General features: G+C 57.4%; 22 protein-coding genes. 11 read left to right on the top strand and 11 right to left on the bottom strand.

Translation table 11 applies throughout. The features are described from left to right. Positions 1 to 134: 134 nt before the first annotated feature. Complete coding sequence (glnA, locus tag H8S59_RS17755; protein ID WP_095100975.1) at positions 135 to 1,541, bottom strand: glutamate--ammonia ligase; 1,407 nt, start codon at positions 1,539 to 1,541, stop codon at positions 135 to 137. 334 nt (positions 1,542 to 1,875) lie between these two features. Between glnA and thiI the strand changes: the two genes are divergently transcribed. Beyond that, positions 1,876 to 3,330, top strand: a complete 1,455-nt coding sequence (gene thiI / locus H8S59_RS17750; protein WP_187522283.1) for a tRNA uracil 4-sulfurtransferase ThiI — start codon at positions 1,876 to 1,878, stop codon at positions 3,328 to 3,330. A 144-nt stretch (positions 3,331 to 3,474) separates the two neighbouring features. Continuing rightward, positions 3,475 to 5,295: a translational GTPase TypA gene (typA, locus tag H8S59_RS17745; RefSeq protein ID WP_095100978.1), complete on the top strand. Its 1,821-nt coding sequence runs from the start codon at positions 3,475 to 3,477 to the stop codon at positions 5,293 to 5,295. Between the two features lie 264 nt (positions 5,296 to 5,559). Here the strand turns inward: typA and H8S59_RS17740 are convergent, their stop codons facing one another. The 3 genes from H8S59_RS17740 to H8S59_RS17730 form a co-directional block, all read right to left on the bottom strand. Further along, on the bottom strand, positions 5,560 to 6,015 hold the full coding sequence (locus H8S59_RS17740) for a YkgJ family cysteine cluster protein (RefSeq protein WP_087268430.1): 456 nt from the start codon (positions 6,013 to 6,015) through the stop codon (positions 5,560 to 5,562). Positions 6,016 to 6,308: 293 nt separating this feature from the next. Further along, positions 6,309 to 7,697 carry a GTPase/DUF3482 domain-containing protein gene (locus tag H8S59_RS17735; protein WP_187522282.1) on the bottom strand — a complete coding sequence of 463 codons (1,389 nt, stop codon included), beginning with the start codon at positions 7,695 to 7,697 and terminating at the stop codon, positions 6,309 to 6,311. Then, positions 7,690 to 9,069, bottom strand: a complete 1,380-nt coding sequence (locus H8S59_RS17730; protein WP_187522281.1) for a DUF2868 domain-containing protein — start codon at positions 9,067 to 9,069, stop codon at positions 7,690 to 7,692. The genes H8S59_RS17735 and H8S59_RS17730 overlap by 8 nt, the downstream gene beginning before the upstream one ends. A gap of 107 nt (positions 9,070 to 9,176) precedes the next feature. On the opposite strand from H8S59_RS17730, the gene H8S59_RS17725 reads away from it, so the two are divergent. Next, positions 9,177 to 9,689, top strand: coding sequence for a dihydrofolate reductase (locus tag H8S59_RS17725; protein WP_187522280.1), 513 nt, complete (start codon positions 9,177 to 9,179; stop codon positions 9,687 to 9,689). Positions 9,690 to 9,925: 236 nt separating this feature from the next. Next, complete coding sequence (locus tag H8S59_RS17720) at positions 9,926 to 10,984, top strand: HAD family hydrolase (protein ID WP_187522279.1); 1,059 nt, start codon at positions 9,926 to 9,928, stop codon at positions 10,982 to 10,984. Positions 10,985 to 11,175: 191 nt separating this feature from the next. Here the strand turns inward: H8S59_RS17720 and ilvD are convergent, their stop codons facing one another. Further along, a complete protein-coding gene (gene ilvD / locus H8S59_RS17715; protein WP_187522278.1) occupies positions 11,176 to 13,023 on the bottom strand; it encodes a dihydroxy-acid dehydratase in 1,848 nt (615 codons plus the stop codon). 316 nt (positions 13,024 to 13,339) lie between these two features. On the opposite strand from ilvD, the gene H8S59_RS17710 reads away from it, so the two are divergent. Continuing rightward, entirely contained in the window at positions 13,340 to 13,798 is a 459-nt protein-coding gene (locus H8S59_RS17710; RefSeq protein WP_187522277.1) for an REP-associated tyrosine transposase, read from the top strand. Between the two features lie 175 nt (positions 13,799 to 13,973). Here H8S59_RS17710 and H8S59_RS17705 read toward each other — a convergent pair whose 3' ends face one another. Next, a complete protein-coding gene (locus H8S59_RS17705) occupies positions 13,974 to 14,633 on the bottom strand; it encodes a TIGR04211 family SH3 domain-containing protein (protein ID WP_187522284.1) in 660 nt (219 codons plus the stop codon). Positions 14,634 to 14,637: 4 nt separating this feature from the next. Between H8S59_RS17705 and H8S59_RS27085 the strand changes: the two genes are divergently transcribed. Next, entirely contained in the window at positions 14,638 to 14,769 is a 132-nt protein-coding gene (locus tag H8S59_RS27085) for a hypothetical protein (protein WP_256582728.1), read from the top strand. 207 nt (positions 14,770 to 14,976) lie between these two features. After that, on the top strand, positions 14,977 to 15,471 hold the full coding sequence (locus H8S59_RS17700) for a hypothetical protein (RefSeq protein WP_187522276.1): 495 nt from the start codon (positions 14,977 to 14,979) through the stop codon (positions 15,469 to 15,471). A gap of 21 nt (positions 15,472 to 15,492) precedes the next feature. Here H8S59_RS17700 and H8S59_RS17695 read toward each other — a convergent pair whose 3' ends face one another. Then, a complete protein-coding gene (locus tag H8S59_RS17695; protein ID WP_099269158.1) occupies positions 15,493 to 16,689 on the bottom strand; it encodes a class I SAM-dependent rRNA methyltransferase in 1,197 nt (398 codons plus the stop codon). 375 nt (positions 16,690 to 17,064) lie between these two features. Here H8S59_RS17695 and H8S59_RS17690 point away from each other — a divergent pair, with 375 nt between their 5' ends. The 3 genes from H8S59_RS17690 (at position 17,065) to H8S59_RS17680 (ending at position 19,375) form a co-directional block, all read left to right on the top strand. Then, entirely contained in the window at positions 17,065 to 17,877 is an 813-nt protein-coding gene (locus H8S59_RS17690; RefSeq protein ID WP_176469983.1) for an HDOD domain-containing protein, read from the top strand. Positions 17,878 to 17,920: 43 nt separating this feature from the next. Then, positions 17,921 to 18,733, top strand: coding sequence for a bifunctional DNA-formamidopyrimidine glycosylase/DNA-(apurinic or apyrimidinic site) lyase (mutM, locus tag H8S59_RS17685; protein WP_027899682.1), 813 nt, complete (start codon positions 17,921 to 17,923; stop codon positions 18,731 to 18,733). A gap of 300 nt (positions 18,734 to 19,033) precedes the next feature. Then, entirely contained in the window at positions 19,034 to 19,375 is a 342-nt protein-coding gene (locus H8S59_RS17680) for a multidrug transporter (protein WP_187522275.1), read from the top strand. Between the two features lie 10 nt (positions 19,376 to 19,385). On the opposite strand, the gene ggt is transcribed toward H8S59_RS17680, so the two are convergent. The 4 genes from ggt to H8S59_RS17660 all read right to left on the bottom strand — a co-directional run bounded on the left by ggt (position 19,386) and on the right by H8S59_RS17660 (position 23,894). Next, positions 19,386 to 21,101: a gamma-glutamyltransferase gene (gene ggt, locus H8S59_RS17675; protein WP_187522274.1), complete on the bottom strand. Its 1,716-nt coding sequence runs from the start codon at positions 21,099 to 21,101 to the stop codon at positions 19,386 to 19,388. A 61-nt stretch (positions 21,102 to 21,162) separates the two neighbouring features. Beyond that, positions 21,163 to 21,414 carry a YfhL family 4Fe-4S dicluster ferredoxin gene (locus H8S59_RS17670; RefSeq protein ID WP_095101006.1) on the bottom strand — a complete coding sequence of 84 codons (252 nt, stop codon included), beginning with the start codon at positions 21,412 to 21,414 and terminating at the stop codon, positions 21,163 to 21,165. 100 nt (positions 21,415 to 21,514) lie between these two features. Next, positions 21,515 to 21,994, bottom strand: a complete 480-nt coding sequence (gene coaD, locus H8S59_RS17665; protein WP_095101008.1) for a pantetheine-phosphate adenylyltransferase — start codon at positions 21,992 to 21,994, stop codon at positions 21,515 to 21,517. 469 nt (positions 21,995 to 22,463) lie between these two features. Next, on the bottom strand, positions 22,464 to 23,894 hold the full coding sequence (locus tag H8S59_RS17660; RefSeq protein ID WP_187522273.1) for a coniferyl aldehyde dehydrogenase: 1,431 nt from the start codon (positions 23,892 to 23,894) through the stop codon (positions 22,464 to 22,466). A gap of 110 nt (positions 23,895 to 24,004) precedes the next feature. On the opposite strand from H8S59_RS17660, the gene H8S59_RS26810 reads away from it, so the two are divergent. Further along, positions 24,005 to 24,189: hypothetical protein (locus H8S59_RS26810; protein ID WP_214658369.1), on the top strand; the 185-nt coding region annotated here is incomplete at its 3' end.

Genomic DNA, 24,189 nt, shown 5'->3' with positions numbered 1-24,189 from the left:
TTCGCGATACGACAGCATGGACTCGCGCAAAGCGCTTCAGGCAACAAATATTTACTGGATATTAAACCCCGCCCATAAAAAAGGCCTCCCGAAGGAGGCCTCTTTTGTGCGTCAAAGTTGCTGACGCGACTGGATCAGCAGCTGTAGTACAGCTCGTATTCCAGTGGGTGTACGAAGGTGCGTACTTTGATTTCTTCTTCGCTTTTCAGAGCGATGTAAGCGTCGATGAAGTCGTCGCTGAAAACGCCGCCTTTGGTCAGGAACGCACGACCTTTGTCCAGCTCTTCCAGGGCTTCTTTCAGGCTGCCGCAAACTTGTGGGATCTCTTTGGCCTCTTCAGGCGGCAGGTCATACAGGTTTTTGTCAGCGGCGTCGCCAGGGTGGATCTTGTTCTGGATACCGTCCAGACCGGCCATCAGCAGTGCTGCGAAAGCCAGGTAAGGGTTGGCGGATGGATCCGGGAAGCGAGCTTCGATACGGCGGCCTTTAGGGCTGCTGACGTAAGGAATACGGATCGAAGCGGAACGGTTACGAGCCGAGTAAGCCAGCATTACTGGAGCTTCGAAGCCTGGAACCAGACGCTTGTAGGAGTTGGTAGCCGGGTTGGTGAAGCCGTTCAGTGCTTTACCGTGCTTGATGATGCCGCCGATGAAGTACAGAGCGGTGTCGGACAGGCCGGCATAGCCTTCGCCTGCGAAAGTGTTCTTGCCATCTTTGGAGATGGACATGTGAACGTGCATACCCGAACCGTTATCGCCGTACAGAGGCTTAGGCATGAAGGTCGCGGTGCGGCCGTAAGCGTCAGCAACGTTGTGAACAACGTATTTCAGGGTCTGAACTTCGTCAGCCTTTTTAACCAGCGTGTTGAATTTCACGCCGATTTCGTTCTGACCAGCAGTCGCCACTTCGTGGTGGTGAACTTCTACGGTCTGGCCCATTTCTTCCAGAGCGTTGCACATTGCGGTGCGGATTTCGTGGTCATGGTCGAATGGTGGAACCGGGAAGTAACCGCCTTTGATGCCTGGACGGTGGCCCTTGTTACCGCCTTCGATGTCGGCGTCGGACATCCACGAACCTTGTTCGGAGTAGATCTTGAACATGGAACCGGAGATGTCGGATTTGAATTTCACTTCGTCGAAGATGAAGAATTCTGGCTCTGGACCGGCGAATACAGTGTCACCGATACCGGTCGACTTCAGGTATTCCTCGGCGCGGTGAGCGATAGCGCGTGGGTCGCGGTCGTAACCTTGCATGGTCGAAGGTTCGATGATGTCGCAAACCAGGATCAGCGTTGGGTCTTCGGTGAACGGATCGAGAACGGCAGTTTCGTCGTCCGGCAGCAGGATCATGTCGGAGGCTTCGATGCCTTTCCAGCCAGAGATGGAGGAGCCGTCGAACATCTTGCCGACTTCGAAGAAGTCGTCTTCCAGCGCATCACGAGCCGGCATGGTCACGTGGTGCTGTGTACCTTTAGTGTCCGTGAAGCGCAGATCAATCCACTTAACGTCATGATCTTTGATGAGTTGAACCGACTTCGACATGGTGTCCTCCGGGTGGCTTCGGGCCTATTTAATGGTTTGGGCCCTTAGAATTTGGGTGATGCCGGCGCAAATACTCTGCCAAGGCAACCTGCCTCACAAGGGAGCAAATTGCATGCCAGTGCCCCGAGATGGGTTTTATGCCCGAAACGCTAGCAATTCGGGGATAAAAATCGACGATTTTAGAATTCGGTGCACCACAATGAGGCTTGATAATGGGCGTCAGGTCTTTTTTGGTGCGTCGATGATTGGTTGCACGATAACTGGTTAAACCTTGAGCAATTTCCGCTATAATCCCGCCCCCTCTTTTTCGGCTGGCACCTCGCGCGCTGTTTTCATGAAACTAATCGTAAAAGTCTTCCCCGAAATCATCATCAAAAGCCCGCCGGTGCGTAAGCAATTCATCCGCCAGCTGGCCAAGAACATCCGCACCGTGCTCCGTGATCTGGACCCGGTGCTGGTGGTGGATGGCTCGTGGGACAACCTCGAGGTTCAGACGAAACTGACCGACCCCAAGGTCCTGCAGGATATGACCGACCGCCTGAGCTGCATGCCGGGCATCGCCAATTTCCTTCAGGTGGCCGAATACCAGCTGGGCGACATGGACGACATCGTTGCCAAGTGCAAACTGCACTACGCCGATTTGCTGCCGGACAAGATGTTTTCAGTGCGCTGCAAGCGCGCCGGCAAGCACGCATTCAGCTCCATGGATGTCGAAAAGTACGTTGGTAGCCAGTTGCGCAAGCAGTGCGGTGCAGCCGGTATCGAGCTGAAAAAGCCGGAAATCGTGGTGCGAATGGAAATTCGCGACAAACGGTTGTTTGTCATCCACAGCCAGCACAACAGTGTCGGCGGATACCCGTTAGGCGCCCTCGAACAGACCCTGGTATTGATGTCCGGCGGTTTTGATTCGACCGTGGCGGCCTATCAGGTCATGCGTCGCGGGCTGATGGCGCATTTCTGCTTCTTCAATCTGGGCGGTCGTGCCCATGAACTGGGCGTGATGGAAGTCGCGCATTTCATCTGGAAGAAGTACGGCAGCTCCCAGCGCGTGCTGTTTATCAGCGTGCCGTTCGAGGAAGTTCTCGGAGAAATACTGCAGAAAGTCGATAACAGTCATATGGGTGTAGTTTTGAAGCGTATGATGTTACGCGCTGCATCCTCTATCGCTGACCGTCTTGATATCGATGTGCTGGTTACCGGCGAAGCGATTTCACAGGTTGCCAGCCAGACGTTGCCGAACCTGTCGTTGATTGACGCCGCGACTGACAAGCTGGTCTTGCGCCCGTTGATCACCAGCCACAAGCAGGACATCGTCGATCAGGCGGTTGAAATCGGTACTGCCGATTTCGCCAGGCACATGCCTGAGTATTGCGGGGTGATTTCGATCAACCCCAAGACCAACGCCAAACGCAACCGCGTTGAGTACGAAGAGCAACAGTTCGACATGGCGGTTCTCGAGCGAGCGCTGGAGAACGCCAAACTGGTTTCGATTGATCGTGTGATTGACGATCTGAGCCAGAGTGTCGAGATAGAAGAAGTCAGTCAGGCACTGGCAGGGCAGGTCATCGTTGACATCCGTCACCCGGATGCTCAGGAAGATCAGCCGCTGGTATTGCCTGGTATTGAAGTACAGGCGCTGCCGTTCTATGCATTGAACAGCCGCTTCAAGGAACTGGATAACACGCGCCAGTACCTGTTGTATTGCGACAAAGGCGTCATGAGTCGCCTGCATGCTCACCATTTGCTCAGTGAGGGGTATGCCAATGTGCGCGTTTATAGACCGAGCTAAGTGCCCGGGGCTGTTTGCCTGTGGCTTGCGTCACCGGCCCCCCGACGCCAGTCGTCTAGCCGTAACGGCTTTGGCCGACTCTGACGTTATAAATAGCTGTTTAGCAGTATTCAGCTAACCGAATCCTCTGATCGAGATACACAAGTGATCGAAAATCTACGCAACATCGCCATCATTGCTCACGTTGACCACGGTAAAACCACCCTGGTAGACAAACTCTTGCGCCAATCCGGCACTCTGGAGCGTAACGAGCTCAACGACGAGCGCGTGATGGACTCCAACGACCAGGAGAAAGAGCGCGGTATTACCATTCTGGCGAAAAACACCGCCATCAACTGGAACGGCTACCACATCAACATCGTGGACACCCCGGGCCACGCCGACTTCGGTGGTGAAGTTGAGCGCGTAATGTCGATGGTTGACTCCGTGCTGCTGCTGGTTGACGCTCAAGACGGCCCTATGCCGCAAACCCGTTTCGTGACCAAGAAGGCTTTCGAAGCCGGCCTGCGTCCAATCGTGGTCATCAACAAGGTTGACCGTCCAGGCGCGCGTCCGGACTGGGTTCTGGATCAGATCTTCGACCTGTTCGACAACCTGGGTGCTACCGAAGAACAGCTGGACTTCAAAGTCGTCTACGCCTCTGCCCTGAACGGTATTGCCGGTCTGGACCACGCTGAAATGGCTGAAGACATGACCCCGCTGTACCAGTCGATCGTCGACAACGTACCAGCGCCGTCTGTTGACCGTGACGGTCCTTTCCAGATGCAGATCTCCGCTCTGGACTACAACAGCTTCCTGGGTGTTATCGGTGTTGGCCGTATCGCTCGTGGTCGCGTCAAGCCGAACACCCCGGTTGTAGCGATCAGCGCCGACGGCAAACGCCGTAACGGTCGTATCCTGAAGCTGATGGGTCACCACGGTCTGCACCGCATCGACGTTGAAGAAGCAGCAGCTGGCGACATCGTCTGCATCAGCGGTATGGATTCGCTGTTCATCTCCGACACTCTGTGCGATCCACTGAACGTGGAAGCAATGGTGCCGTTGACCGTTGACGAACCTACCGTTTCGATGACTTTCCAGGTCAACGACTCGCCGTTCTGCGGTAAAGAAGGCAAGTTCGTGACGTCCCGTAACATCAAGGAACGTCTGGACAAAGAGCTGCTGTACAACGTTGCTCTGCGCGTTGAAGAAGGCGACACCGCTGACAAGTTCAAGGTCTCGGGCCGTGGTGAGCTGCACTTGTCGGTACTGATCGAAACCATGCGTCGCGAAGGCTTCGAAATGGGTGTCGGTCGTCCAGAAGTGATCATCCGTGTTGTTGACGGCGTGAAGCAGGAACCGTTTGAAAACGTCACCATCGACCTGCCAGAAGAATCCCAGGGTTCCATCATGGAGCAAATGGGTCTGCGCAAAGGCGATCTGACCAACATGGTTCCGGATGGCAAGGGCCGTGTGCGCCTTGAGTACAACATCCCTGCTCGTGGTCTGATCGGCTTCCGTAACGAGTTCCTGACCCTCACCTCCGGTGCAGGCATCCTGACCTCGATCTTCGACCGCTACGACACCATGAAGTCGGGCGACGTGTCGGGCCGTCAGAACGGCGTTCTGGTTTCGGTTGAAACCGGCAAGGCTCTGACTTACTCGCTGGAAACCCTGCAGGCTCGTGGCAAGCTGTTCGTTGAACACGGTCAAGAGATCTACTGCGGTCAGATCGTTGGCTTGAACAGCCGCGACAACGACCTGGGTATCAACCCAACCAAAGGCAAGAAGCTCGACAACATGCGTGCTTCGGGTAAAGACGAGACCATTGCTCTGGTTCCACCTGTCAAGTTCACCCTTGAACAGGCTCTGGAATTCATCCAGGACGACGAGCTGTGCGAAGTGACTCCTAAGTCCATCCGTCTTCGCAAGAAGATCCTGGACGAAAGCGAGCGTACCCGCGCTGCCAAGAAAGCCAAGAACTGATTAGTTTTTAATCAGGCTTGAAAAAACGCCCGCGACCGCAAGGTCGGGGGCGTTTTTGTTTGTGTGGCGTTTGCTGATCGTAGACTTTGATGACGTGGGACCGGCTTCAGCCGGGAAAAGGCCGGGACAGATGCTGAATCTTCATCTGCAGAAATACTGTATTCCCGGCTAAAGCCGGTCCCACGTCGTCAATCAGCTTGCGGACAAACATAGAGTCGCCCACAGGTGCCCATGTCAAAAGCGCCGCGCGGTGTCAGAAGCTGCTCAGAACTTCGGAAACGGCGTGCTGGTGTTGTTCTTCAGCGTGCCGCTCGCTTGGCGAACCACATCTTTGGGCTTGTAAGCGCAGTAGCCGGGACGCGGGCCAACCTTGGGGTGATTGCGGCAAGTGTCCGGGCGTTTGTCGTAGATGGTGCACAAGCGGCTCTTGCGATCCAGATACAGGCAGTCGTTGTTGCTCATGCGCTGCAAGGTGAAGATTTCGGATTTCTGGTTGTAACGCTCGACAATCCCTTCCTTCTGCAAACGCTTGGCGATGTTCTTCGCCGGTTCGCCCCGTTCGAATTCATCGACGATGCCGATGCGGATCAAGTCCTTGATCTTGACTTCAACAGGCAGCGTGCAGCAGCTGGAAATACAGCCTCCGCACATATGGCTGGAGTATTTGGCCCAGGTATCGATACGGTCGATTTCTGCGGCGGCGATCAAGGTCGGTTTCATGAGCAATACGGTTCCGGGTGTATCGGGCGCGCGATGATACCGGTGTCCGGGGAAATCGAGTAATCAAAAATCACGAATGCGACTGCCGGACATTTGCAAACGGCGCTGCACCTCTGTGGGAGATTCTATGTCTGCAAGTTGACGTGGGACCGGCTTTAGCCGGGAAGGCGGCATTCCTGACGATAAAGATGTAGTGAATGAGCCGGCCTCTTCCCGGCTAAAGCCGGTCCCACGTCCTTAGTGCTTCCTGTGGGATGCAGGGTTCGCGGTGTGATCCCCAAGCATTCATAAAGTCAGGTTTTTACCAACACTTTCGCCAATTCTTCAATCTGCTCCTGCCGCTCAGCCTGATTCAGCTTCGCCCCAGGATTCAGCGACGACCATTGCGGATGAGCGCGGGCTTTTTGCAGCGCGTCGGGCAGTTTGCCTTCACGCCAGGTTTTATCCTGTGGTGTGGTCAACTGGATGCTTTCCATGGCGGCATGGCCTCTGGCGCCCAAGGCGATCAGCAAATGGCGCTGCCGTAACGCGAGCAGCCGCAGCACCGCGTCGTCCACCGTCAGTTCGCGCTGGCCTTTGATCTTGCCGAGCAATCGTCCGCCGTAACTGCGTGCAGTCTGTAATGCACCACCGGCAATCGCCCCGGCCAAGGCCGCTGCGCCCATGGTGAGGCCGCCCACCAGCAAATCGACACCGGCACCCGCTGCTGCGCCTGCCGCAATTCCGCCGCCGACTCGTACGCCCAGTTGCTTAAGGGTTTCCGGGTTGAACAAATCGTCGCCCCAACGCCCGTCCAGCAGCGGCAAATCGCTGGCTGCCGCGTCCTGAACGCGAAACGCATAAAGCTTGAGCAGCTCTTCCACGCAGCGCTGTTCGCGCTGGCGCACCGCTTTGCGCAGCTCATCGATAGCTTGTTGCTCTTGGCCCGATTCAGTTGAAACACTGCGGCGGCAGGCGGCACAGTCGATGAGTAACTGCGCGATCAACCGGCTAGCACTTTGTCGTCGGATTTCGCGCTGGACCTCAAGATCCAGAATCAGCCGTTCCAGTTGATCTCTGGAGTTTTCCAGCAGCAGGGCAAGGCTTTCATAAAGCCGCCGCTCCCCATCTTCTGGCGGCGCGATGCTGTCGAAACGGACCAGTGCATGCAGGCCCAAGCGTGCGAGGGCCTCGCGCCACGCGGGTTCCCGATGTTCTATGCTGCTGACGAAGTTGAGGACGGGCAGCAACGGTTTGCCACAACTGGCCAGGATCGACAGCTCGTCACGGTACTTGGCCAGCACCGGCTCACGGGCGTCGATGATGTACAGCCCCGCGTCCGACGCCAGTAACTGGCGCAGGACTTTGGCTTCTTGCTCGAAGCGCTGTCTCGCCTCGCTGCCTTCCAGAAAACGCGCGAGCCGGGCGGGACCGTCCAGCCGCTCGCCCGGTCGATCCTGGCGTTCGAGAAAATCCAGCAGCGCGATGGCGTCTTCCAGGCCCGGCGTGTCGTACAGTTCAAGCAGCGCCTGGCCATCCACGGACAGCCGCGCACCTTCCACATGGCGGGTGGTGCTTGGCCGGTGAGAGACTTCCCCAAAGCCTACATCGCGAGTCAGCGTTCTTAGCAGCGAGGTCTTGCCGACATTGGTGTGGCCGACCACCGCCAGTTTCAGCGGGCGGATCTTGTCCTCGTCAGTCATGGCCTGTCTCCAGCCAGTTCAGGGGTGCACTGTCGCTCCACGCGAGATCCATTTGCTGCAGCGCTGCATGCCAGTCGCTGACTCGCTCCGCGTTCAGATGTTGCCCATCAGGAGCCGGTAGCAACCAGACCCGTGTTGCGCCTGCGCAGCGAGCCAGTTCGGCAACCAGTGCAAGGCTGCCGCGATCAGGTGAGCGACGCGGATCGCAGGCAATAACCAGTCGTGCGGGTGGAAAGCGGGTCAGTTGATCGAGCAGTTTTTGCCGGGATTCCCGGCTGTCGAGAATGCCTGCATCGACCACGCCTTCCGGCAATAGCGGTGGCCAGGGCTGTTCATCGTCCAGCTCGATAGCGACCAGCAATGCGCCATCGCTGTGTTGTGCCGCGCCATTGGGCAGTACTTGATGCAGTTGCTCTGGCGCTGCGTCGCTGACTCCAAGTCGTTCGCTGCTAGGCATAAGCCGTTCGCGAAGTTGGCTGTAACCGGGCAAGGTCAGGTCCAGACTCAGCGCAGCCCGACCGATGCGCCAGCGCCACAGGCAGACCAACGCAAGGATCAGGCGCGGCACGATGCCATAGACCAAGAGCACACCCACCAGCCACGCCGCCCAGGCCTGGCGACCTGATTCAACAATTAGAGCGCTGTCACCGCTGGCGCGGATCATGGACTCGTCCGGCACAGTGAAGCCCAGCATAGCGGGGAGAATGCCGAGTGTCTGGGTCAGACTGACGAAGGTGTCGCTGCCCAAAATAGTCGTTTCCCACACAAAGCCGTAACGTCGCGTCGCCATTAACATCAGCAGCAGCACCAGCGCGCTGACCAGTGCCAGCAGCCACAAGCCATGGATCAGCGCCCCCAGCACCCATCTATTCAGGCGTTTGCGCTGCAGCAGCACAATCAGCGCAGGGGCAAGCTGTGCGGCCTGGGCATCACGGGCGAGCTTTTCGCTGAGCCATAGCCAGAGACGTCCAAGGCTTGCAGTATTTTGTCCGGTGACGCTAAAGCTCATCGCCCAACTGAACAGCATAATCAGGTTCAGCCCGAGCAGGCTGCCCAGCGCCCAGAACACGTTGACCGGCGTCTGGCCGTCGCCCAATGCCGCGAATGCCAGCCCGGCACCGCTTAGCACCGAGAAAATAGCCAATGCGATCAGCGCCAAACGGGCGCCTTGTTTCCAGTGCGGTAGCGCGGCGCGCATGCCGTCTCGCTCGGCCAGCCACAGGGCCCGGTTTTGCACGCGGTTCGTCAGGTCGCCACCGTTGGCCCGGGCGCGACGGTTGGCTTCAAGGTCTTCCAGCGGGCCGGCCTGTTCTTCGCGCAGGCGCACGGCTTCAGTCAGCCAGAGGGTATCGAGGGGAGTCAGAGCAGTCACACAGCGTCTCGTCGAATGAATCAGTAAAGGAGCATAACCTCTGCGCCCTGCATTCGAGCAGTTCGGCCGCTACGAATTCAGTGTCAGCGTCTGTTATTCTCGCCGCCATGAAAAATCAACTTCCGCTTAGCCTGATTGCCGCTCTTGGTGAGAACCGAGTGATTGGCGTCGACAATTCCATGCCTTGGCACTTGCCGGGGGATTTTAAATATTTCAAGGCGACGACCTTGGGCAAGCCCATCATCATGGGCCGCAAGACCTGGGATTCGCTGGGTCGGCCGCTGCCCGGTCGCTTGAATCTGGTGGTCACGCGTCAGGCGGACCTGCAACTGGAGGGGGCCGAGGTCTTCACATCGCTGGACTCCGCCGTTGCCCGCGCTGAAGAATGGGCGCTGGAGCAGGGCGTTGCGGAGGTGATGCTGATCGGCGGCGCGCAACTGTATGCCCAAGGGTTGGCTCAGGCAGATCGTTTGTATCTGACCCGTGTGGCGTTAAGCCCCGAAGGCGATGCGTGGTTTCCAGAGATTGATCTCGCCGAATGGGCGTTGGTGTCCGAGGTGTTGAATCCGGCGGTGGATGACAAGCCTGCGTATAGCTTCGAGGTGTGGGAGCGCCGGTAGGAGGCAACTTGTTGGCGAGGCATTTGTTCCTGTCGCCGTCTGGAATATCGCCTCGCGAACAAGTTCGCTCCTACCGAGGATCGATTGGTCCTGTCATAAAAGTGTCGCAATCGGAAAGCTCCGTCGCGAATCGCGTTCAAGGTGACGCCTTCGGGACGTACACAGTCGCTGGTATCCCCAATCAGTCATCATAATTTGTTACGGTCGATCCTCTTAACTTTCAGGGGGATACCACGATGAAGTTCGCTCCACGATTGCTTGCCGCCGCACTCTGCCTTGGTCTGGCCGGGCAGGCGTTTGCTGCCACCGAGTTGAAACACTGGCCTGAGCCCGCCGCAAAAGCACTCGACGCGATGATTGCCGCCAATGCCAATAAGGGCAATTACGCGGTTTTCGACATGGACAACACCAGCTATCGCTTCGACCTCGAAGAGTCGCTGCTGCCGTACATGGAAAGCAAAGGGCTGATCACCCGGGAGAAGCTCGATCCATCCCTCAAGCTGATGCCTTTCAAGGACATGGCTGATCACAAGGAAAGCCTGTTCAGCTACTACTACCGCCTGTGTGAAGTCGACGACATGGTTTGCTACCCATGGGTCGCTCAGGTGTTCTCGGGCTTTACCCTCAAAGAGCTCAAGGGCTATGTCGATGAGCTGATGGCCTTGGGTAAGCCGATCCCGGCGACTTACTACGAGGGTGATGTGGTCAAGAAGCTCGATGTCGAGCCGCCCCGCATCTTCACCGGCCAGAAAGAGCTGTTCAACAAGCTGATGGAAAATGGCATTGAGGTCTACGTGATGACCGCCGCATCCGAAGAGCTGGTGCGGATGGTCGCCTCTGATCCCAAGTACGGCTACAACGTCAAACCGCAAAACGTGATTGGCGTGACCCTGCTGCTCAAGGACAAGAAAACCGGAGAATTGACTACCGCGCGCAAGCAGATCACGGCGGGCAAGTACGATGAGAAGGCCAACCTTGGTCTTGAGCTGACGCCTTATCTCTGGACACCTGCGACCTGGATGGCGGGCAAGCAGGCGGCCATCCTGACCTACATCGACCAATGGAAGAAGCCGGTTCTGGTCGGTGGCGATACCCCCACCAGCGATGGCTACATGCTGTTCCACGGTGTAGATGTCAGCAAGGGCGGTGTGCACCTGTGGGTTAACCGCAAAGACAAATACATGACCCAACTCAACGGCATGATCAAAAGCAATGCCGAGGCCCAGGCCAAAGAAGGTTTGCCGGTGACGGCGGACAAGAACTGGGTGATCGTCAAGCCGGATGAGATTCAGTAGGAACTACTTTCAGGTTTACGCTGGATCTGTGGGAGCGAGGCTTGCCCGCGATAAGGCTGGACGCGATGTGCCTGATACCTGCGGCGTCCTTATCGCGGGCAAGCCTCGCTCCCACAGGTTTTGCGTTGATCCTGGCAGTCCAATAAAAAACCCGGCATCGCTGCCGGGTTTTTTGTGTTCACTGAGAAAGCTTAAGGCACCAGCTTGTCCAGCAACGCCTTGTCGCGCACAGCGCCTTTGTCGGCACTGGTGGCGAGCAGGGCGTAGGCTTTCAGGGCAGTCGTCACCTTACGTGGGCGGGATTCGACCGGCTTCCAGCCTTTCTTGTCTTGTTCGGCACGGCGCGAGGCCATTTCTGCGTCATCGATCAACAGGTTGATCGAGCGGTTCGGAATGTCGATCAGCACTTTATCGCCGTCACGCACCAGACCGATTGCACCACCCGCAGCTGCCTCAGGCGACGCGTGACCGATGGACAGGCCGGAAGTCCCCCCCGAGAAACGGCCGTCGGTGAGCAATGCGCACGCCTTGCCCAGACCTTTGGATTTCAGGTAAGACGTCGGGTACAGCATTTCCTGCATACCCGGGCCGCCTTTCGGGCCTTCGTAGCGGATGATCACGATGTCGCCCGCTTTGACCTCGTCAGCGAGGATGCCACGCACTGCGCTGTCCTGGCTTTCGAAGATCTTCGCGTTGCCTTCAAACAAGTGAATCGACTCGTCAACGCCAGCGGTTTTCACGACGCAGCCGTCCAGCGCGATGTTGCCGTACAGCACGGCTAGGCCGCCTTCTTGCGAATAGGCGTGCTCGAAGCTGCGGATGCAGCCGTTTTCGCGGTCGTCATCCACGGTTTCCCAGCGAGTCGACTGGCTGAACGCCGTCTGCGTCGGAATACCGGCCGGGCCTGCACGGAAGAACGTGTGCACGGCTTCGTCGTCAGTCTGGGTGATGTCCCATTTGGCGATGGCTTCGGCCATGGACGGGCTGTGGACGGTCGGCAGGTCGGTGTGCAACAGACCGCCGCGGGCCAGGGAGCCGAGGATGCTGAAGATACCGCCTGCGCGGTGCACATCTTCCATGTGGTACTTCTGGATGTTCGGCGCCACTTTGCACAGCTGCGGAACGGTGCGGGACAGGCGATCGATGTCACGCAGGTCGAAAGCGATCTCGGCTTCCTGAGCGGCTGCCAGCAAGTGCAGTATGGTGTTGGTCGAGCCACCCATGGCGATGTCGAGCATCATCGCGTTCTCGAACGCCTTGAAGTTGGCGATGTTGCGCGGCAGCACGGCGTCGTTGTTTTCGATGTAGTACTGACGGCACAGGTCGACGATGGTCCGGCCAGCCTGCAGGAACAGCTGCTCGCGGTCGCTGTGAGTGGCCAGTGTCGAACCGTTGCCCGGCAATGCCAGACCCAGTGCTTCGGTCAGGCAGTTCATCGAGTTGGCGGTGAACATGCCGGAGCACGAGCCGCAGGTCGGGCAGGCGCTGCGCTCGTATTCGGCGACTTTTTCGTCGCTGGCTGTCGAGTCGGCTGCGATGACCATGGCATCGACCAGATCCAGGCCGTGGGAGGCGAGCTTGGTCTTGCCAGCTTCCATCGGGCCGCCGGAAACGAAAATCACCGGGATGTTCAGGCGCAAAGCAGCCATCAACATGCCGGGTGTGATCTTGTCGCAGTTGGAGATGCAGACGATGGCGTCAGCGCAGTGAGCGTTGACCATGTATTCCACGGAGTCGGCGATGATCTCGCGGCTCGGCAGCGAATACAGCATGCCGTCGTGGCCCATGGCGATGCCATCATCCACAGCAATGGTGTTGAATTCTTTGGCGACACCACCGGCCCGCTCGATTTCACGGGCAACCAGTTGGCCCATGTCTTTGAGGTGGACGTGGCCCGGTACGAACTGCGTGAACGAGTTGGCAACGGCAATAATCGGTTTCTTGAAGTCCGCGTCTTTCATCCCGGTGGCGCGCCACAAGGCACGAGCGCCGGCCATATTGCGGCCGTGGGTGGACGTTTTCGAGCGGTAATCAGGCATGGAGCACTCCGGGCGGCTAATCAGTTGAATAAACAGGAAGTGAGCTTCTAGTGTCTTCACAGAACAAACGGCAGTGACCGCTTGCTGCGAGGGAAACCGACGCCACGGGATCGCCGTGCGCTCGGCCTGAGCTCATAAACCCGCCGGGGATGAATGGCGATGAATAGCGCGATTCTACACCTGTGAGGGGGAGAAGGGATGTTAAGCGGGGGATTTATGGATGAATGCCTGGGCCTATACATTCGGCATCACTTACCTTGCGGCAATATCAGCGCCGAAGGGCTAGCGTTTTAAGCTTTCAGCGGAGTGCAATGGATTGCCAGATTTGCATCGTAGTGAACAAGCACGGGCGGGGCGATATTCCGAAACGGGCCGCCCCTATATACTTACATCGGTGGTTCAGAGCCGACGGCCTGTTTTCGTGGACTGGAGGCTGGGCCGATTAGTCGTAAAAGAATTTCGATGGGCGCAAGAACAGGGGCTGGCTAACTCCCTGGCCTGGGTCATCATGCCAGATCACTTCCATTGGCTTGTCGAACTAAGGTCTGGAACATTGAAAGCGTTGATGCAGAGCACAAAATCCCGTAGTGCGATTGCGGTCAATCGTATGAGGGGATGTAGCGAACAGCTTTGGCAACGAGGATTTCACGACCGTGCTCTGCGCTATGACGAGGATTTACTGACGGCCGCTCGCTATATCATCGCGAACCCGCTAAGAGCAAGGCTGGTAAGGCGCGTTGGGGATTATCCGCTCTGGGATGCTGTTTGGCTTTGAGTCCGTCATCGCGAGCAAGCTCACTCCTACAGGGGAACGCATTCCAACTGTAGGAGTGAGCTTGCTCGCGATAGCGTCATGTGCAGCAACGCAAAATTCAGGATTGATAATGCGTTTGGTTGTGATCCTGTAGGAGCGCGATTGCCCGCGATAACGTCAGTTGCCGCTACGCAGGTTAAACCCAACCATCATTCTTCTTACGCCCACGGGTCATGGCCGGGATGATCAGGCCGACCAGCAGGCCTGCGCCGGCGATGCTGCCGCCATAGACCATGTAGCGCATCAGGACGAGGTTGTTTTCGTCGCCGAGTTTGGCCTGGGTTGTGCGCAGTTCAGACTGAGCTGCGGTGAGTTGTTCGTTGAGGTCTTTGCTGCGGGCCTCCAGCTCGTCAATCAGCTTCTTGCGGGTATCCAGGGTTTCCTGCATTCCTTGCACGCGCACCTTCCAGCCATCATCAATGGTCTTGAGCTGGCCGCTCAGGTCCGCCACCTGCTGAGTCAATTCCGGCAGACGCTCAGCCTGGCCGGGCTGGCTTTGCAGGTCGGCGGTCGGAATCCACACCGAGTTGCCACCCTCGCGCACCTGGCTGTAATCGCCCTGGGTGCTGATCAACTCAACCTTCTGCCCGGACTTGAGGGTGCCCACAATACGATAGCCGTCGGTGGGTCCGCTGCGCACGTAGGTGTTGAGGCTGTCACTGACCCAGCGGTCGTTGGGTTTGGTTTCTGCCGCATGGGCTGTACTGCAAGCCGCAATCAGCAAGCCCGCGCCCAGAGTGCGGTAGTTGAAAACACGAGGAAGACGAGAAATGAGCGCTGAAAGATGACGAGACATAGACATGGTTATCTTCGATAAAAGGAAAGATAAAGGCGCCGATGTTCGGGCCGGTAAAGATGGGGCAGTGATCTGCAGGGCAAAAGCGCTGCAACTGCGATGGATGATCGGCATAGGCGACAAGGGGAATACATGAGCCTTTTGGGGCTCAACGCCAGCAACGCCATCCTTTTTTATCCCCACACACTGACCGTCATAATCGGTTCAGGTTCATTACCGGGGTGGGGCGGTGACGGTTTTCTGACTTGCGGTAGGGAATGTCTGGGCCTGGACGACCGCAAAATCGTTTGGCAGATGGTCGTGATATCCAGATTACAGTTTTGTTTGTAGGAAGCTTCTGAAAGTGCTGCTGACGGATTTTTTACATCCAATCATCTCTATAGGATGCCGACGCACCGGAGCGCTTTCCACGAAGGAGGCCCGGTTTGGTCGGGAGGATGAGGTGGGCGACAATTTTGTTTGTGTCGTAGGCATGAAGGCGGATTGCGGTGAGTGCGGCAAAACGTTCTTACCGAGCAAGGAACAGCAAAAAACATTGTTTATAAGGCAGCCTTTGGCCTGTCCACATTGTCAATGCATGTTGATCTCGCCTCAAGAGCAGCTTGATGCTCTGAGAGATAAGGGCAATCCTGGAATGAGCTATATCCCGACGATGATAATCATGGGCATCTGCAACATGGTGTTTTTTGGGATGGTTATCGCGGAGATAATCGACCAGGAGGCCGTAATTCTTTTAGGCTTCGCGGTCGCTATTTTTGGGCTCATGATAGTCAGCTTCGGTTTCAAGTCAGCTACTCGTGACCTGAAACTCCAGCTGGAGAAAAACGACTCCCCTTGATTCAAAGAGAGTCGTTGCAGCTTAGCTATTCGGCAACAACCGGCAGGTGATGCTCTTGATGTAACGCGTTTCGGCGATCGCCGGGTGTACCGGGTGATCCGGGCCCTGGCCGCCGCGCTCAAGCAGCTGGATGTTGCGATCCAGGTGGCGGGCGCTGGTCAGCAGGATGTTTTGCAGGTCATCTTCCGGCAAGTGCATCGAGCACGACGCGCTGATCAGGATGCCGTCCTTGCTGAGCAAACGCATGGCTTGTTCGTTCAGGCGACGGTATCCGGCTTCACCATTTTTCAGGTCTTTCTTGCGCTTGATGAAGGCCGGTGGGTCGGCGACGATCACGTCGAAGCGCTCTTCGCTGGCTTTCAGCTCTTTAAGGGCTGCGAACACGTCACCTTCGATGCAGGTGAGTTTCTCCGCGAAGCCGTTCAGTGCAGCGTTACGCTCCACGCCATCCAGTGCAAATGCAGATGCATCAACGCAGGTCACGTCAGTTGCGCCGAACGCTGCCGCCTGAATGCCCCAGCCGCCGATGTAGCTGTAGAGGTCCAGAACGCGTTTGCCTTTGACGTACGGAGCAATGCGGGCGCGGTTCATGCGGTGGTCGTAGAACCAGCCGGTTTTCTGACCTTCCATGACCGGCGCTTCGAACTTCACGCCGTTCTCTTCCAGTGCGACCCATTCCGGGACCAGACCGAAAGCCGTTTCCACGTAACGGTTCAGGCCTTCTGCATCACGGGCAGCCGAGTCGTTCTTGAACAGAATGCCGCTTGGCTTGAGCACTTGAACCAGAGCGGCAAGCACGTCTTCTTTGTGTTTTTCCATGGTGGCGGAAGCCAGCTGGACCACCAGAATGTCGCCGAAGCGATCAACAACCAGACCCGGCAACAGGTCCGAATCGCCGTACACCAGGCGATAGAACGGCTTGTCGAACAGGCGATCACGCAGAGACAAGGCTACGTTGAGGCGATGCACCAGCAACGACTTGTCCAGCGGCAACTTGACGTCCCGCGACAGCAGGCGGGCGCAGATCAGGTTGTTCGGGCTCATGGCGACGATGCCCAGCGGTTTGCCGCCTGCGGCTTCCAGCACGGCTTGATCACCTGCGGCAAAGCCGTGCAGCGGGGTCGCGGCTACGTCGATTTCGTTGCTGTAGACCCACAAGTGACCGGCGCGCAGGCGACGGTCGGCGTTGGCTTTGAGGCGCAAGCTAGGCAGGGACATGACGTCGCTCCGGAAAAAAGAGCGGGATTATACCGCGTCATTCCGCTCTGGGGCGCGATGATGTGAATTAACCGGCTGGCGGTTGTGTGAGTACGAGCACGAGCATCCCGACTGCCCGAGTCCTGTTTTTGAAATGAATTTCTACAGAATCTTCCCGGCTTGAAATTACCGCACATATCGATATCTTTTAGCTGCTTGCAAGGGCTGCTACTTCAATGACGGGATAATTGACGCCTTGAAGTCGATTACCGTCAGCATTGGTGGCTATAAAGCCACGGGCATGAAGGAGTAGAATCCAGATCTGTCCTTGAGTGTTTACCTATGTCCGAAGAGCTTACGTCCGAGCAGATTCAGCAAGTCTTGCAGGGCATCAGTGTGCCTCCGCAACCGCAAATCATGGTTGATTTGCAGATGGAACAGTACATGCCAGACCCTGATCTTGATGTGATCGCGAAGCTGATTTCTCAGGATCCTGGTTTGTCGGGTGCTTTGCTGAAAATCGTCAACTCGGCTCACTATGGACTTGCCAACAAGATTGCCTCGATCCAGAAGGCGGTCAATCTGTTGGGGATTCGCTCAGTGATCAACCTGATCAATGCGCAGTCGATCAAGGGCGAAATGAGCGACGAAACCATCGTGACGTTGAACCGTTTCTGGGATTCGACGCAGGATGTGGCGATGACAAGTCTGACGCTGGCCAAGCGCATTGGCTCGCAGACTGTGGACGAGTCCTACGCGTTGGGTCTGTTCCATGACTGCGGCATTCCACTGATGCTCAAGCGCTTTCCCAACTATATGGACGTGTTGGAGCAGGCCTATACCAGCGCGAGCGGGGAGCGCCGGGTGGTGGACACCGAGAACGAAACGTTTGATACCAACCACGCCGTTGTCGGCTATTTCACTGCAAAGTCCTGGCGTTTGCCCGAACATGTCACCAATGCCATCGCTAATCACCATAATGCGCTGGCGATTTTTCAGGATGACTCCAACCGCAATGCCCCGCTGAAAAATCTGCTGGCGGTGCTGAAAATGGCCGAACATATCTGCGCGTCGCACAAGGTGCTCGGCAATGAGGATGAAGATCATGAGTGGAATGCCATCGGGCATCTGATCCTCGATTACGTTGGGCTGTCCGATTACGATTTCGAAAACCTCAAAGAAAGCATTCGCGAGCTGTCCGCGCACTGATCCCGCGCGCGGTCGCATCGCTTCGCGCATCACCGAGTTACCCATGCCTGAATTACCCGAAGTTGAAACTACCCGCCGGGGCATTGCGCCTCATCTTGAAGGTCAACGTGTCAGCCGCGTCATCGTGCGTGACCGGCGTCTGCGCTGGCCGATCCCTGAAGATCTGGATGTCCGCCTTTCAGGGCAGAAGATCGTAGTGGTCGAGCGACGCGCCAAGTATCTGCTGATCCAGGCTGAAGTAGGGACGTTGATCAGCCACCTGGGTATGTCGGGCAACTTGCGTCTGGTGGAAGCCGGCATGCCTGCGCTCAAGCATGAGCATGTGGACATCGAGCTGGAGTCCGGCATGGCGCTGCGCTATACCGATCCACGTCGGTTCGGTGCGATGCTCTGGAGTCTGGACCCGCTTAATCATGAGCTGCTGGTACGCCTCGGGCCTGAGCCGCTGACCGATCTTTTCGATGGCCAGCGCCTGTTCGAGCGTTCGCGGGGCAAGTCCATTGCAGTCAAACCGTTCATCATGGACAACGCGGTCGTGGTGGGCGTGGGGAATATTTACGCCACCGAGGCATTGTTTGCAGCGGGTATTGATCCGCGCCGTGAGGCGAAAACCATTTCTCGTGCCCGTTATTTGAGATTGGCGATTGAGATCAAACGCATCCTGGCCGCCGCCATCGAGCGTGGCGGTACGACGTTGCGTGACTTCATTGGTGGTGATGGTCAGCCCGGTTACTTTCAGCAAGAGTTGTTTGCCTATGGCCGCGGCGAGCAGCCCTGCAAAATCTGTGGCACTACGTTGCGTGAAATCAAGCTGGGGCAGCGGGCGAGTGTGTATTGCCCGAAGTGTCAGAAGTGATGCGGGTAAACGCTCGGAAGGCGGACGATTCGATGTTGGCTTGCAATCCCGTAGGACCGGCTTTAGCCGGGAGGGCGGTATTTCTGGCGAAGAAGATTTGGTGGGTGTCCCGACGCCCTCCCGGCTAAAGCCGGTCTTACGGAAGAGCGCAATTTCATGTGTGGTGCTTATCGCGGGCAAGCCCGGCTCCCACAAGGGTGAGTCGCTTCAACATGTTGTTGTGTTTGCCCCACTTGCTTAACCGTCATCGCTGTTTATAGTTAACGGCAACCCATCCCGCTGTACATGAAGGACCATGCCATGAAGCCGTTTCGACTGATCGCCGCCAGCCTGACTTTGAATTTCGGTTTGCAGGTGATGCCCGCAATGGCTAGTGAAACCGTGAATCACGGCAGCGGAGACCCGGTTTACAGCATCCAGAATCCACCGGCCTACGCCATGATCGGCGACTTGCTGATTGCCAGACCGTTGCTAATCGCGGCTACTATTGTCGGCGCCGGTCTGTTTGTCATTGCCTCCCCATTCGCTGCCGCTGGCGGCAACCTCGGTGCAACCGGCAAAGCATTGGTGGTCGATCCTGGCAAAGCCGCTTTTGTACGCTGCCTTGGGTGTACTGGCGATGGCTACGCGAAGCAGGAGTAGACCTGTCCGCTCAGGGCGCGATTTGTCTGACCTTCGGATCGAAGGTCTCTGACACCCCAAGGCCCCTCGGATCGCTCGCCGCTTCGACACGTTTCCCTGTCTTGTCCCACAGCAACACTTGCTGATTGCCATAGCCGCGGGAAACTTCCTTGAAGTCATAACCACGCGATTGCAGCGCTTTCATGTCTTCCTGACTGAACGCTCCCGGCTCGTGCTCGACCACGTCCGGTAAATACTGGTGATGGTAGCGCGGCACGGCAGGCCAACTGGCAATCGGTTGGCCGTTCAGATACTCCAGCATCGACAGCAGCACCATGCTCGGGATGCGGCTGCCGCCCGGCGTACCAAATGCGGCGAATTCGTCAGGGCTTTCCAGAAAACTCGGGCTCATGCTAGACAGCGGACGTTTCCCGGCCGCAATCGAGTTGGCTTTGCTGCCTGCCAGTCCATAAGCATTGCTGCCTTGCGGGTCGGCAGCGAAATCATCCATTTCGTCGTTCAGCACAACGCCTGTACCCGGTACGGTGAACGCTGCGCCGAACGGTAAATTGACCGAGAGCGTCGCCGCGACCGCATTGCCGTCAGTATCCAGCACGGCAAAGTGGGTGGTGTGTTCGCCTTCACGCCAGCGCGGTGAAGGCTCAAGGCTGCTGCTTGGCGTCGCGTTTTGAGGGTCAATGCTGCCCGCCAGATGCACCAGATACTCGCGATCAAGCAGATGATCGAGGGGATTGGCGACGAAGTCCGGATCGCCCAGCAAACCACGGTCACGATAGGCGCGCCGTAGCACTTCCAGCACATAGTGGGCGCGCTGCACTTTGTCTGACTGCTGCCAAGGTAATTGCTGCAACATCATCAGGCTTTGGGCCAACGCTACGCCGCCAGCGGAGGGAGGCGGGGCACTGATCAGCTCTCGCTGGTCGTCCAGACGAAAACGCAGCGGCACTCGTGTCGCAACCTGATACTGATCCAGATCCTCTGACTTCCAGATGCCGCCTGCTGCCTTTACGCCCTGGACCATCGACTGAGCCGTCAGGCCTGCATAGAAACCATCGCGACCATTGTTGGCCAGCCGGTTCAGCGTCACGGCCAGTTCCGGCTGCTGGATGATCGTGCCCATCGCGGGGACTTCGCCGTTACGCAGAAACAGCCGAGCGCTTTCCGGATCGTCGCGCAGTGCCGAAAGGCGAGCCGTAGCGCGTTGCTGATAAATTCTGTCGACCGGGAAGCCTTGGTAGGCCAGGCGAATGGCCGGTGCCATGGAGATGTTCAGCGGTAGCTTGCCATAGCGCTCGGCCAGCTCGACCAATGCTGCGGGCAGGCCCGGAATGGCGGCGGCCAGCGGTCCGTTCAAGGAAAGGCCGGGTTGCACCTTGCCGTCTCGGCGATAAAGGTCATAAGTCGCGTTGATCGGGGCTTTTTCTCGTGCATCCAGAAACACATAGCCTGTCTGCGCGCCGCTTTGGCGCAACAGGAAGAACCCGCCGCCCCCCAATCCCGAGCCGTAGGGTTCAACTACAGCCAGTGCGGCGCTGATAGCGACGGCGGCGTCGAAAGCGTTGCCGCCCGCTACCATGATTTCCCGACCCGCTGCCGTAGCTTCTGGATGCGGGCTGGCGATGGCGGACTGTGCCGGGCGGGGAAACGCTGTGCCAGCAGCGACGGTGGTCTGCGCTGACAAGGCGCAAAGCAGAAAAACGCTGGATAGAACGTGCTTGAGGATCATGCCGGGTTCGCTTTGGTCGGCCGGCAAGATAGCTGGATGTCGGCGATGCAGCGCCGAGGGGTCAAGCCTTGCCGGTAATGATCAGGTACTTGGTCATCAGCTCGTCTTTGCTTTCCACGCGATTTTCATCCAGCGGGATGCAATCCACAGGGCAGACTTGCTGACATTGCGGCTCGTCGTAGTGGCCAACGCACTCGGTGCACAGGCTCGGATTGATCACGTAGATCTCCTCGCCTTGAGATATTGCCTCGTTCGGGCACTCGGGTTCGCAGACGTCGCAATTGATGCAATCGTCAGTGATGATCAGGGACATGGAGCACTCCTGCCACGGTCGATGCCGGGGCATATGAAATCTAATGCGGCGAATTGTGCCGCATTAGTCGTTTCGTTGCACCCGGACGTTACCGTAAAACTCAGCGTTTGAAGCGTTCAGTCAGCGCCTCGGCGACAGCCGGGTGGACAAACTTGGTGATATCTCCGCCCAGGGCCGCGATTTCACGGACCAGCGTCGAGGAAATGAACGAGTACCGTTCGGATGGCGTGAGGAACAGACTTTCGACGTCCGGTGCCAATTGGCGATTCATATTGGCCAGCTGGAACTCGTATTCGAAGTCAGAGACGGCGCGCAGGCCTCGCAGAAATACATTGGCATTCTGTTCTTTGGCAAAGTGCGCCAGCAGCGTCGAAAAACCTACCACTTCGACATTCGGCAGATGCCTGGTGACTTCACGGGCCAGCTCCACACGCTGTTCCAGAGGGAAAAGCGGATTTTTCTTCGGGCTGGCGGCAACTGCAATGATCACATGATCGAACAGGCGCGATGCGCGCTCGACCAGATCGCCGTGGCCCTTGGTGATAGGGTCGAAGGTGCCTGGATACAACACTCGGTTCATCGCGTCGTCCTGGTCGGAGTCCTTGGGGAGTCGGATGGTAGCGCAGCATTCCCGGTGGGCCAAGTCGAAGTGCTGAAGGCTAAGGTCGTATTGCTATCAAAATTGAGGATTAAAGCGGTGTATCCCTTATCCCTGCGGGACATCGCGAAACGGTAGATATGTAGGAGTGAGCTTGCTCGCGATAGCGGTCTTTCTGTCACAACATAGTTGATTGGCAGAACGTTATCGCGAGCAAGCTCACTCCTACAGGGGCCATGTTTGCCGCGAGTCAGCGCGGTGTGATGGACACCGGGGCAGCTCCCATCAAACTAGATGTATGCAATTGAATTGGGATGCGTTCTGTAGGAGCGCACGAGCACCGCGAGGCCGCGAAAGCGATGTATCAGGTAGAACGCCATCGCTGCCTCGCGGTGCTCGTAAGCTCCTACAGTGGGGTGTCGATTCGTATGCACTAGACAGAGCCCCGCCATCACCGGATAAACAATTTATAGACCAGCCTTAGCATCGCCTTCCCATAAGGCGGATAGATCAGCCGCGCAATGTTGAAACGCTGTTTGATCAGCACGCCTTTGGCCTTGCTGAATGTCAGAAATCCTTCATGGCCGTGGTAGTGGCCCATGCCTGAAGGGCCGACACCGCCGAACGGCAGGTCATCCTGGGCGACGTGCAGCAGCGTGTCGTTCAGGCACACGCCACCGGAATGGGTCTGTTCCAGCACGCGTTGCTGTTCGGCTTTGTCGTAGCCGAAGTAGTACAAAGCCAGTGGGCGAGGGCGTTGGTTGACGTAGGCGAATGCCTGGTCGATGCGTGAGTAGGGCACGATTGGCAGCAGTGGACCGAAAATCTCGTCCTGCATGACCAGCATGTCGTCACTGACGTTTAGCAGCAGGCTGAACGGCATGCGTCGATCCTGGCCGCTTTTGTACAGGGAAATAATCTGCGCGCCTTTGTCTGCGGCGTCATCCAGATAGCGGTTCAGTCGAGCCAATTGACGTTGATTGATAATCGCCGTGTAGTCCGGATTGTCAGTCAGCGTAGGGTAAAACCTCAGGACGGCGGTTTTGTAGGCTTCAATGAATCCTTCGACACGATCCTCCGGCACCAGCACGTAGTCAGGCGCGACGCAGGTCTGCCCGGCGTTGAGCGTCTTGCCGAAAGCGATACGTTCGGCTGCGTCTTTGAGCGGCACATCATGGGAAACAATGGCCGGGGACTTGCCGCCCAGTTCCAGCGTGACCGGCGTGAGGTTTTCCGCTGCGGCACGCATTACGTGCTTGCCGACGCTGGTCGCGCCGGTAAACAGCAAGTGGTCAAACGGTAATCCTGAGAATGCGATGCCGACGTCCGCCTCGCCCAGCACCACTGCTACCAAGTCCTCCGGGAACACCCGAGCGAACAGACGCTTGAGCAGTTCACCGGTGGCCGGTGTTGATTCACTGAGTTTGAGCATTACCCGGTTACCCGCTGCCAACGCCCCAATCATTGGCCCGATGGCCAGAAATAGCGGGTAGTTCCACGGCACGATAACGCCCACGACGCCCAGAGGTTGATACACCACCTTGGCCGATGCGGGCTGAAAAGCGATGCCCACTTTACGCCGCGAAGGCCGCATCCATTTTTTCAGGTGTTTACGGGCGTCCCTGATACCAAACAGGCTGGGCATCAACTCGGCCAGTAACGTTTCATCAGCGCTGCGATGGCTGAAGTCGCTGCTGATTGCCTCGATCAACGGCTGCTGCTCGGCGCAAAGCAGCTCATGCAGACTGGCAAGCCATTGCAGGCGCTGACCTGCGGTGGGCATCGGATTGGCGGCAAAGGCCTTGCGCTGCTCAGCAAACACTCGCTCAAGTTCGCTCTTGGGGTGCGAACGATCAGGTAACCAGGCGAGTTCGGCAGGCATGAGGGCAATTCCGTTTGGAGTTATCCACTGGTTTTAGAGTTGTTGCTCTAGGAAGTCAAATTCCGCGTTGGGCTGCTGTGTTTTTCAGATCGAATGACCGGAGGCAAGTAGTGGCAGTGACGCAGGGCGACCTCCGATCAAACAAGATTCAACTATGTGATTTGGAATGCTTTTCTGTAGGAACTCACGAGCACCGCGAGGCAGCGATGGCGACCTTTCTGATACACCGCTATCGCGGCCTCGCGGTGCTCGTGCGCTCCTACAGGGCTTTGTTTGCTGCGCAACAGCACTGTGT

Origin of the sequence: Pseudomonas folii (assembly GCF_014357575.1) — a bacterium.
GTDB classification, from domain to species: domain Bacteria; phylum Pseudomonadota; class Gammaproteobacteria; order Pseudomonadales; family Pseudomonadaceae; genus Aquipseudomonas; species Aquipseudomonas folii.
Note: the sequence above shows the minus strand (reverse complement) of the source record. Positions and strands in the feature narration are given on the sequence as shown.

Excerpts from the sequence above, each read along its gene's own strand:
- glnA (WP_095100975.1), bottom strand. The coding sequence starts at position 1,541 with ATGTCGAAGTCGGTTCAACTCATCAAAGATCATGACGTTAAGTGGATT.
- thiI (WP_187522283.1), top strand. The coding sequence starts at position 1,876 with ATGAAACTAATCGTAAAAGTCTTCCCCGAAATCATCATCAAAAGCCCG.
- H8S59_RS17740 (WP_087268430.1), bottom strand. The coding sequence starts at position 6,015 with ATGAAACCGACCTTGATCGCCGCCGCAGAAATCGACCGTATCGATACC.
- H8S59_RS17735 (WP_187522282.1), bottom strand. The coding sequence starts at position 7,697 with ATGACTGACGAGGACAAGATCCGCCCGCTGAAACTGGCGGTGGTCGGC.
- H8S59_RS17725 (WP_187522280.1), top strand. The coding sequence starts at position 9,177 with ATGAAAAATCAACTTCCGCTTAGCCTGATTGCCGCTCTTGGTGAGAAC.
- H8S59_RS17720 (WP_187522279.1), top strand. The coding sequence starts at position 9,926 with ATGAAGTTCGCTCCACGATTGCTTGCCGCCGCACTCTGCCTTGGTCTG.
- ilvD (WP_187522278.1), bottom strand. The coding sequence starts at position 13,023 with ATGCCTGATTACCGCTCGAAAACGTCCACCCACGGCCGCAATATGGCC.
- H8S59_RS17705 (WP_187522284.1), bottom strand. The coding sequence starts at position 14,633 with ATGTCTCGTCATCTTTCAGCGCTCATTTCTCGTCTTCCTCGTGTTTTC.
- H8S59_RS27085 (WP_256582728.1), top strand. The coding sequence starts at position 14,638 with ATGGTTATCTTCGATAAAAGGAAAGATAAAGGCGCCGATGTTCGGGCC.
- H8S59_RS17695 (WP_099269158.1), bottom strand. The coding sequence starts at position 16,689 with ATGTCCCTGCCTAGCTTGCGCCTCAAAGCCAACGCCGACCGTCGCCTG.
- mutM (WP_027899682.1), top strand. The coding sequence starts at position 17,921 with ATGCCTGAATTACCCGAAGTTGAAACTACCCGCCGGGGCATTGCGCCT.
- H8S59_RS17680 (WP_187522275.1), top strand. The coding sequence starts at position 19,034 with ATGAAGCCGTTTCGACTGATCGCCGCCAGCCTGACTTTGAATTTCGGT.
- ggt (WP_187522274.1), bottom strand. The coding sequence starts at position 21,101 with ATGATCCTCAAGCACGTTCTATCCAGCGTTTTTCTGCTTTGCGCCTTG.
- H8S59_RS17670 (WP_095101006.1), bottom strand. The coding sequence starts at position 21,414 with ATGTCCCTGATCATCACTGACGATTGCATCAATTGCGACGTCTGCGAA.
- coaD (WP_095101008.1), bottom strand. The coding sequence starts at position 21,994 with ATGAACCGAGTGTTGTATCCAGGCACCTTCGACCCTATCACCAAGGGC.
- H8S59_RS17660 (WP_187522273.1), bottom strand. The coding sequence starts at position 23,894 with ATGCCTGCCGAACTCGCCTGGTTACCTGATCGTTCGCACCCCAAGAGC.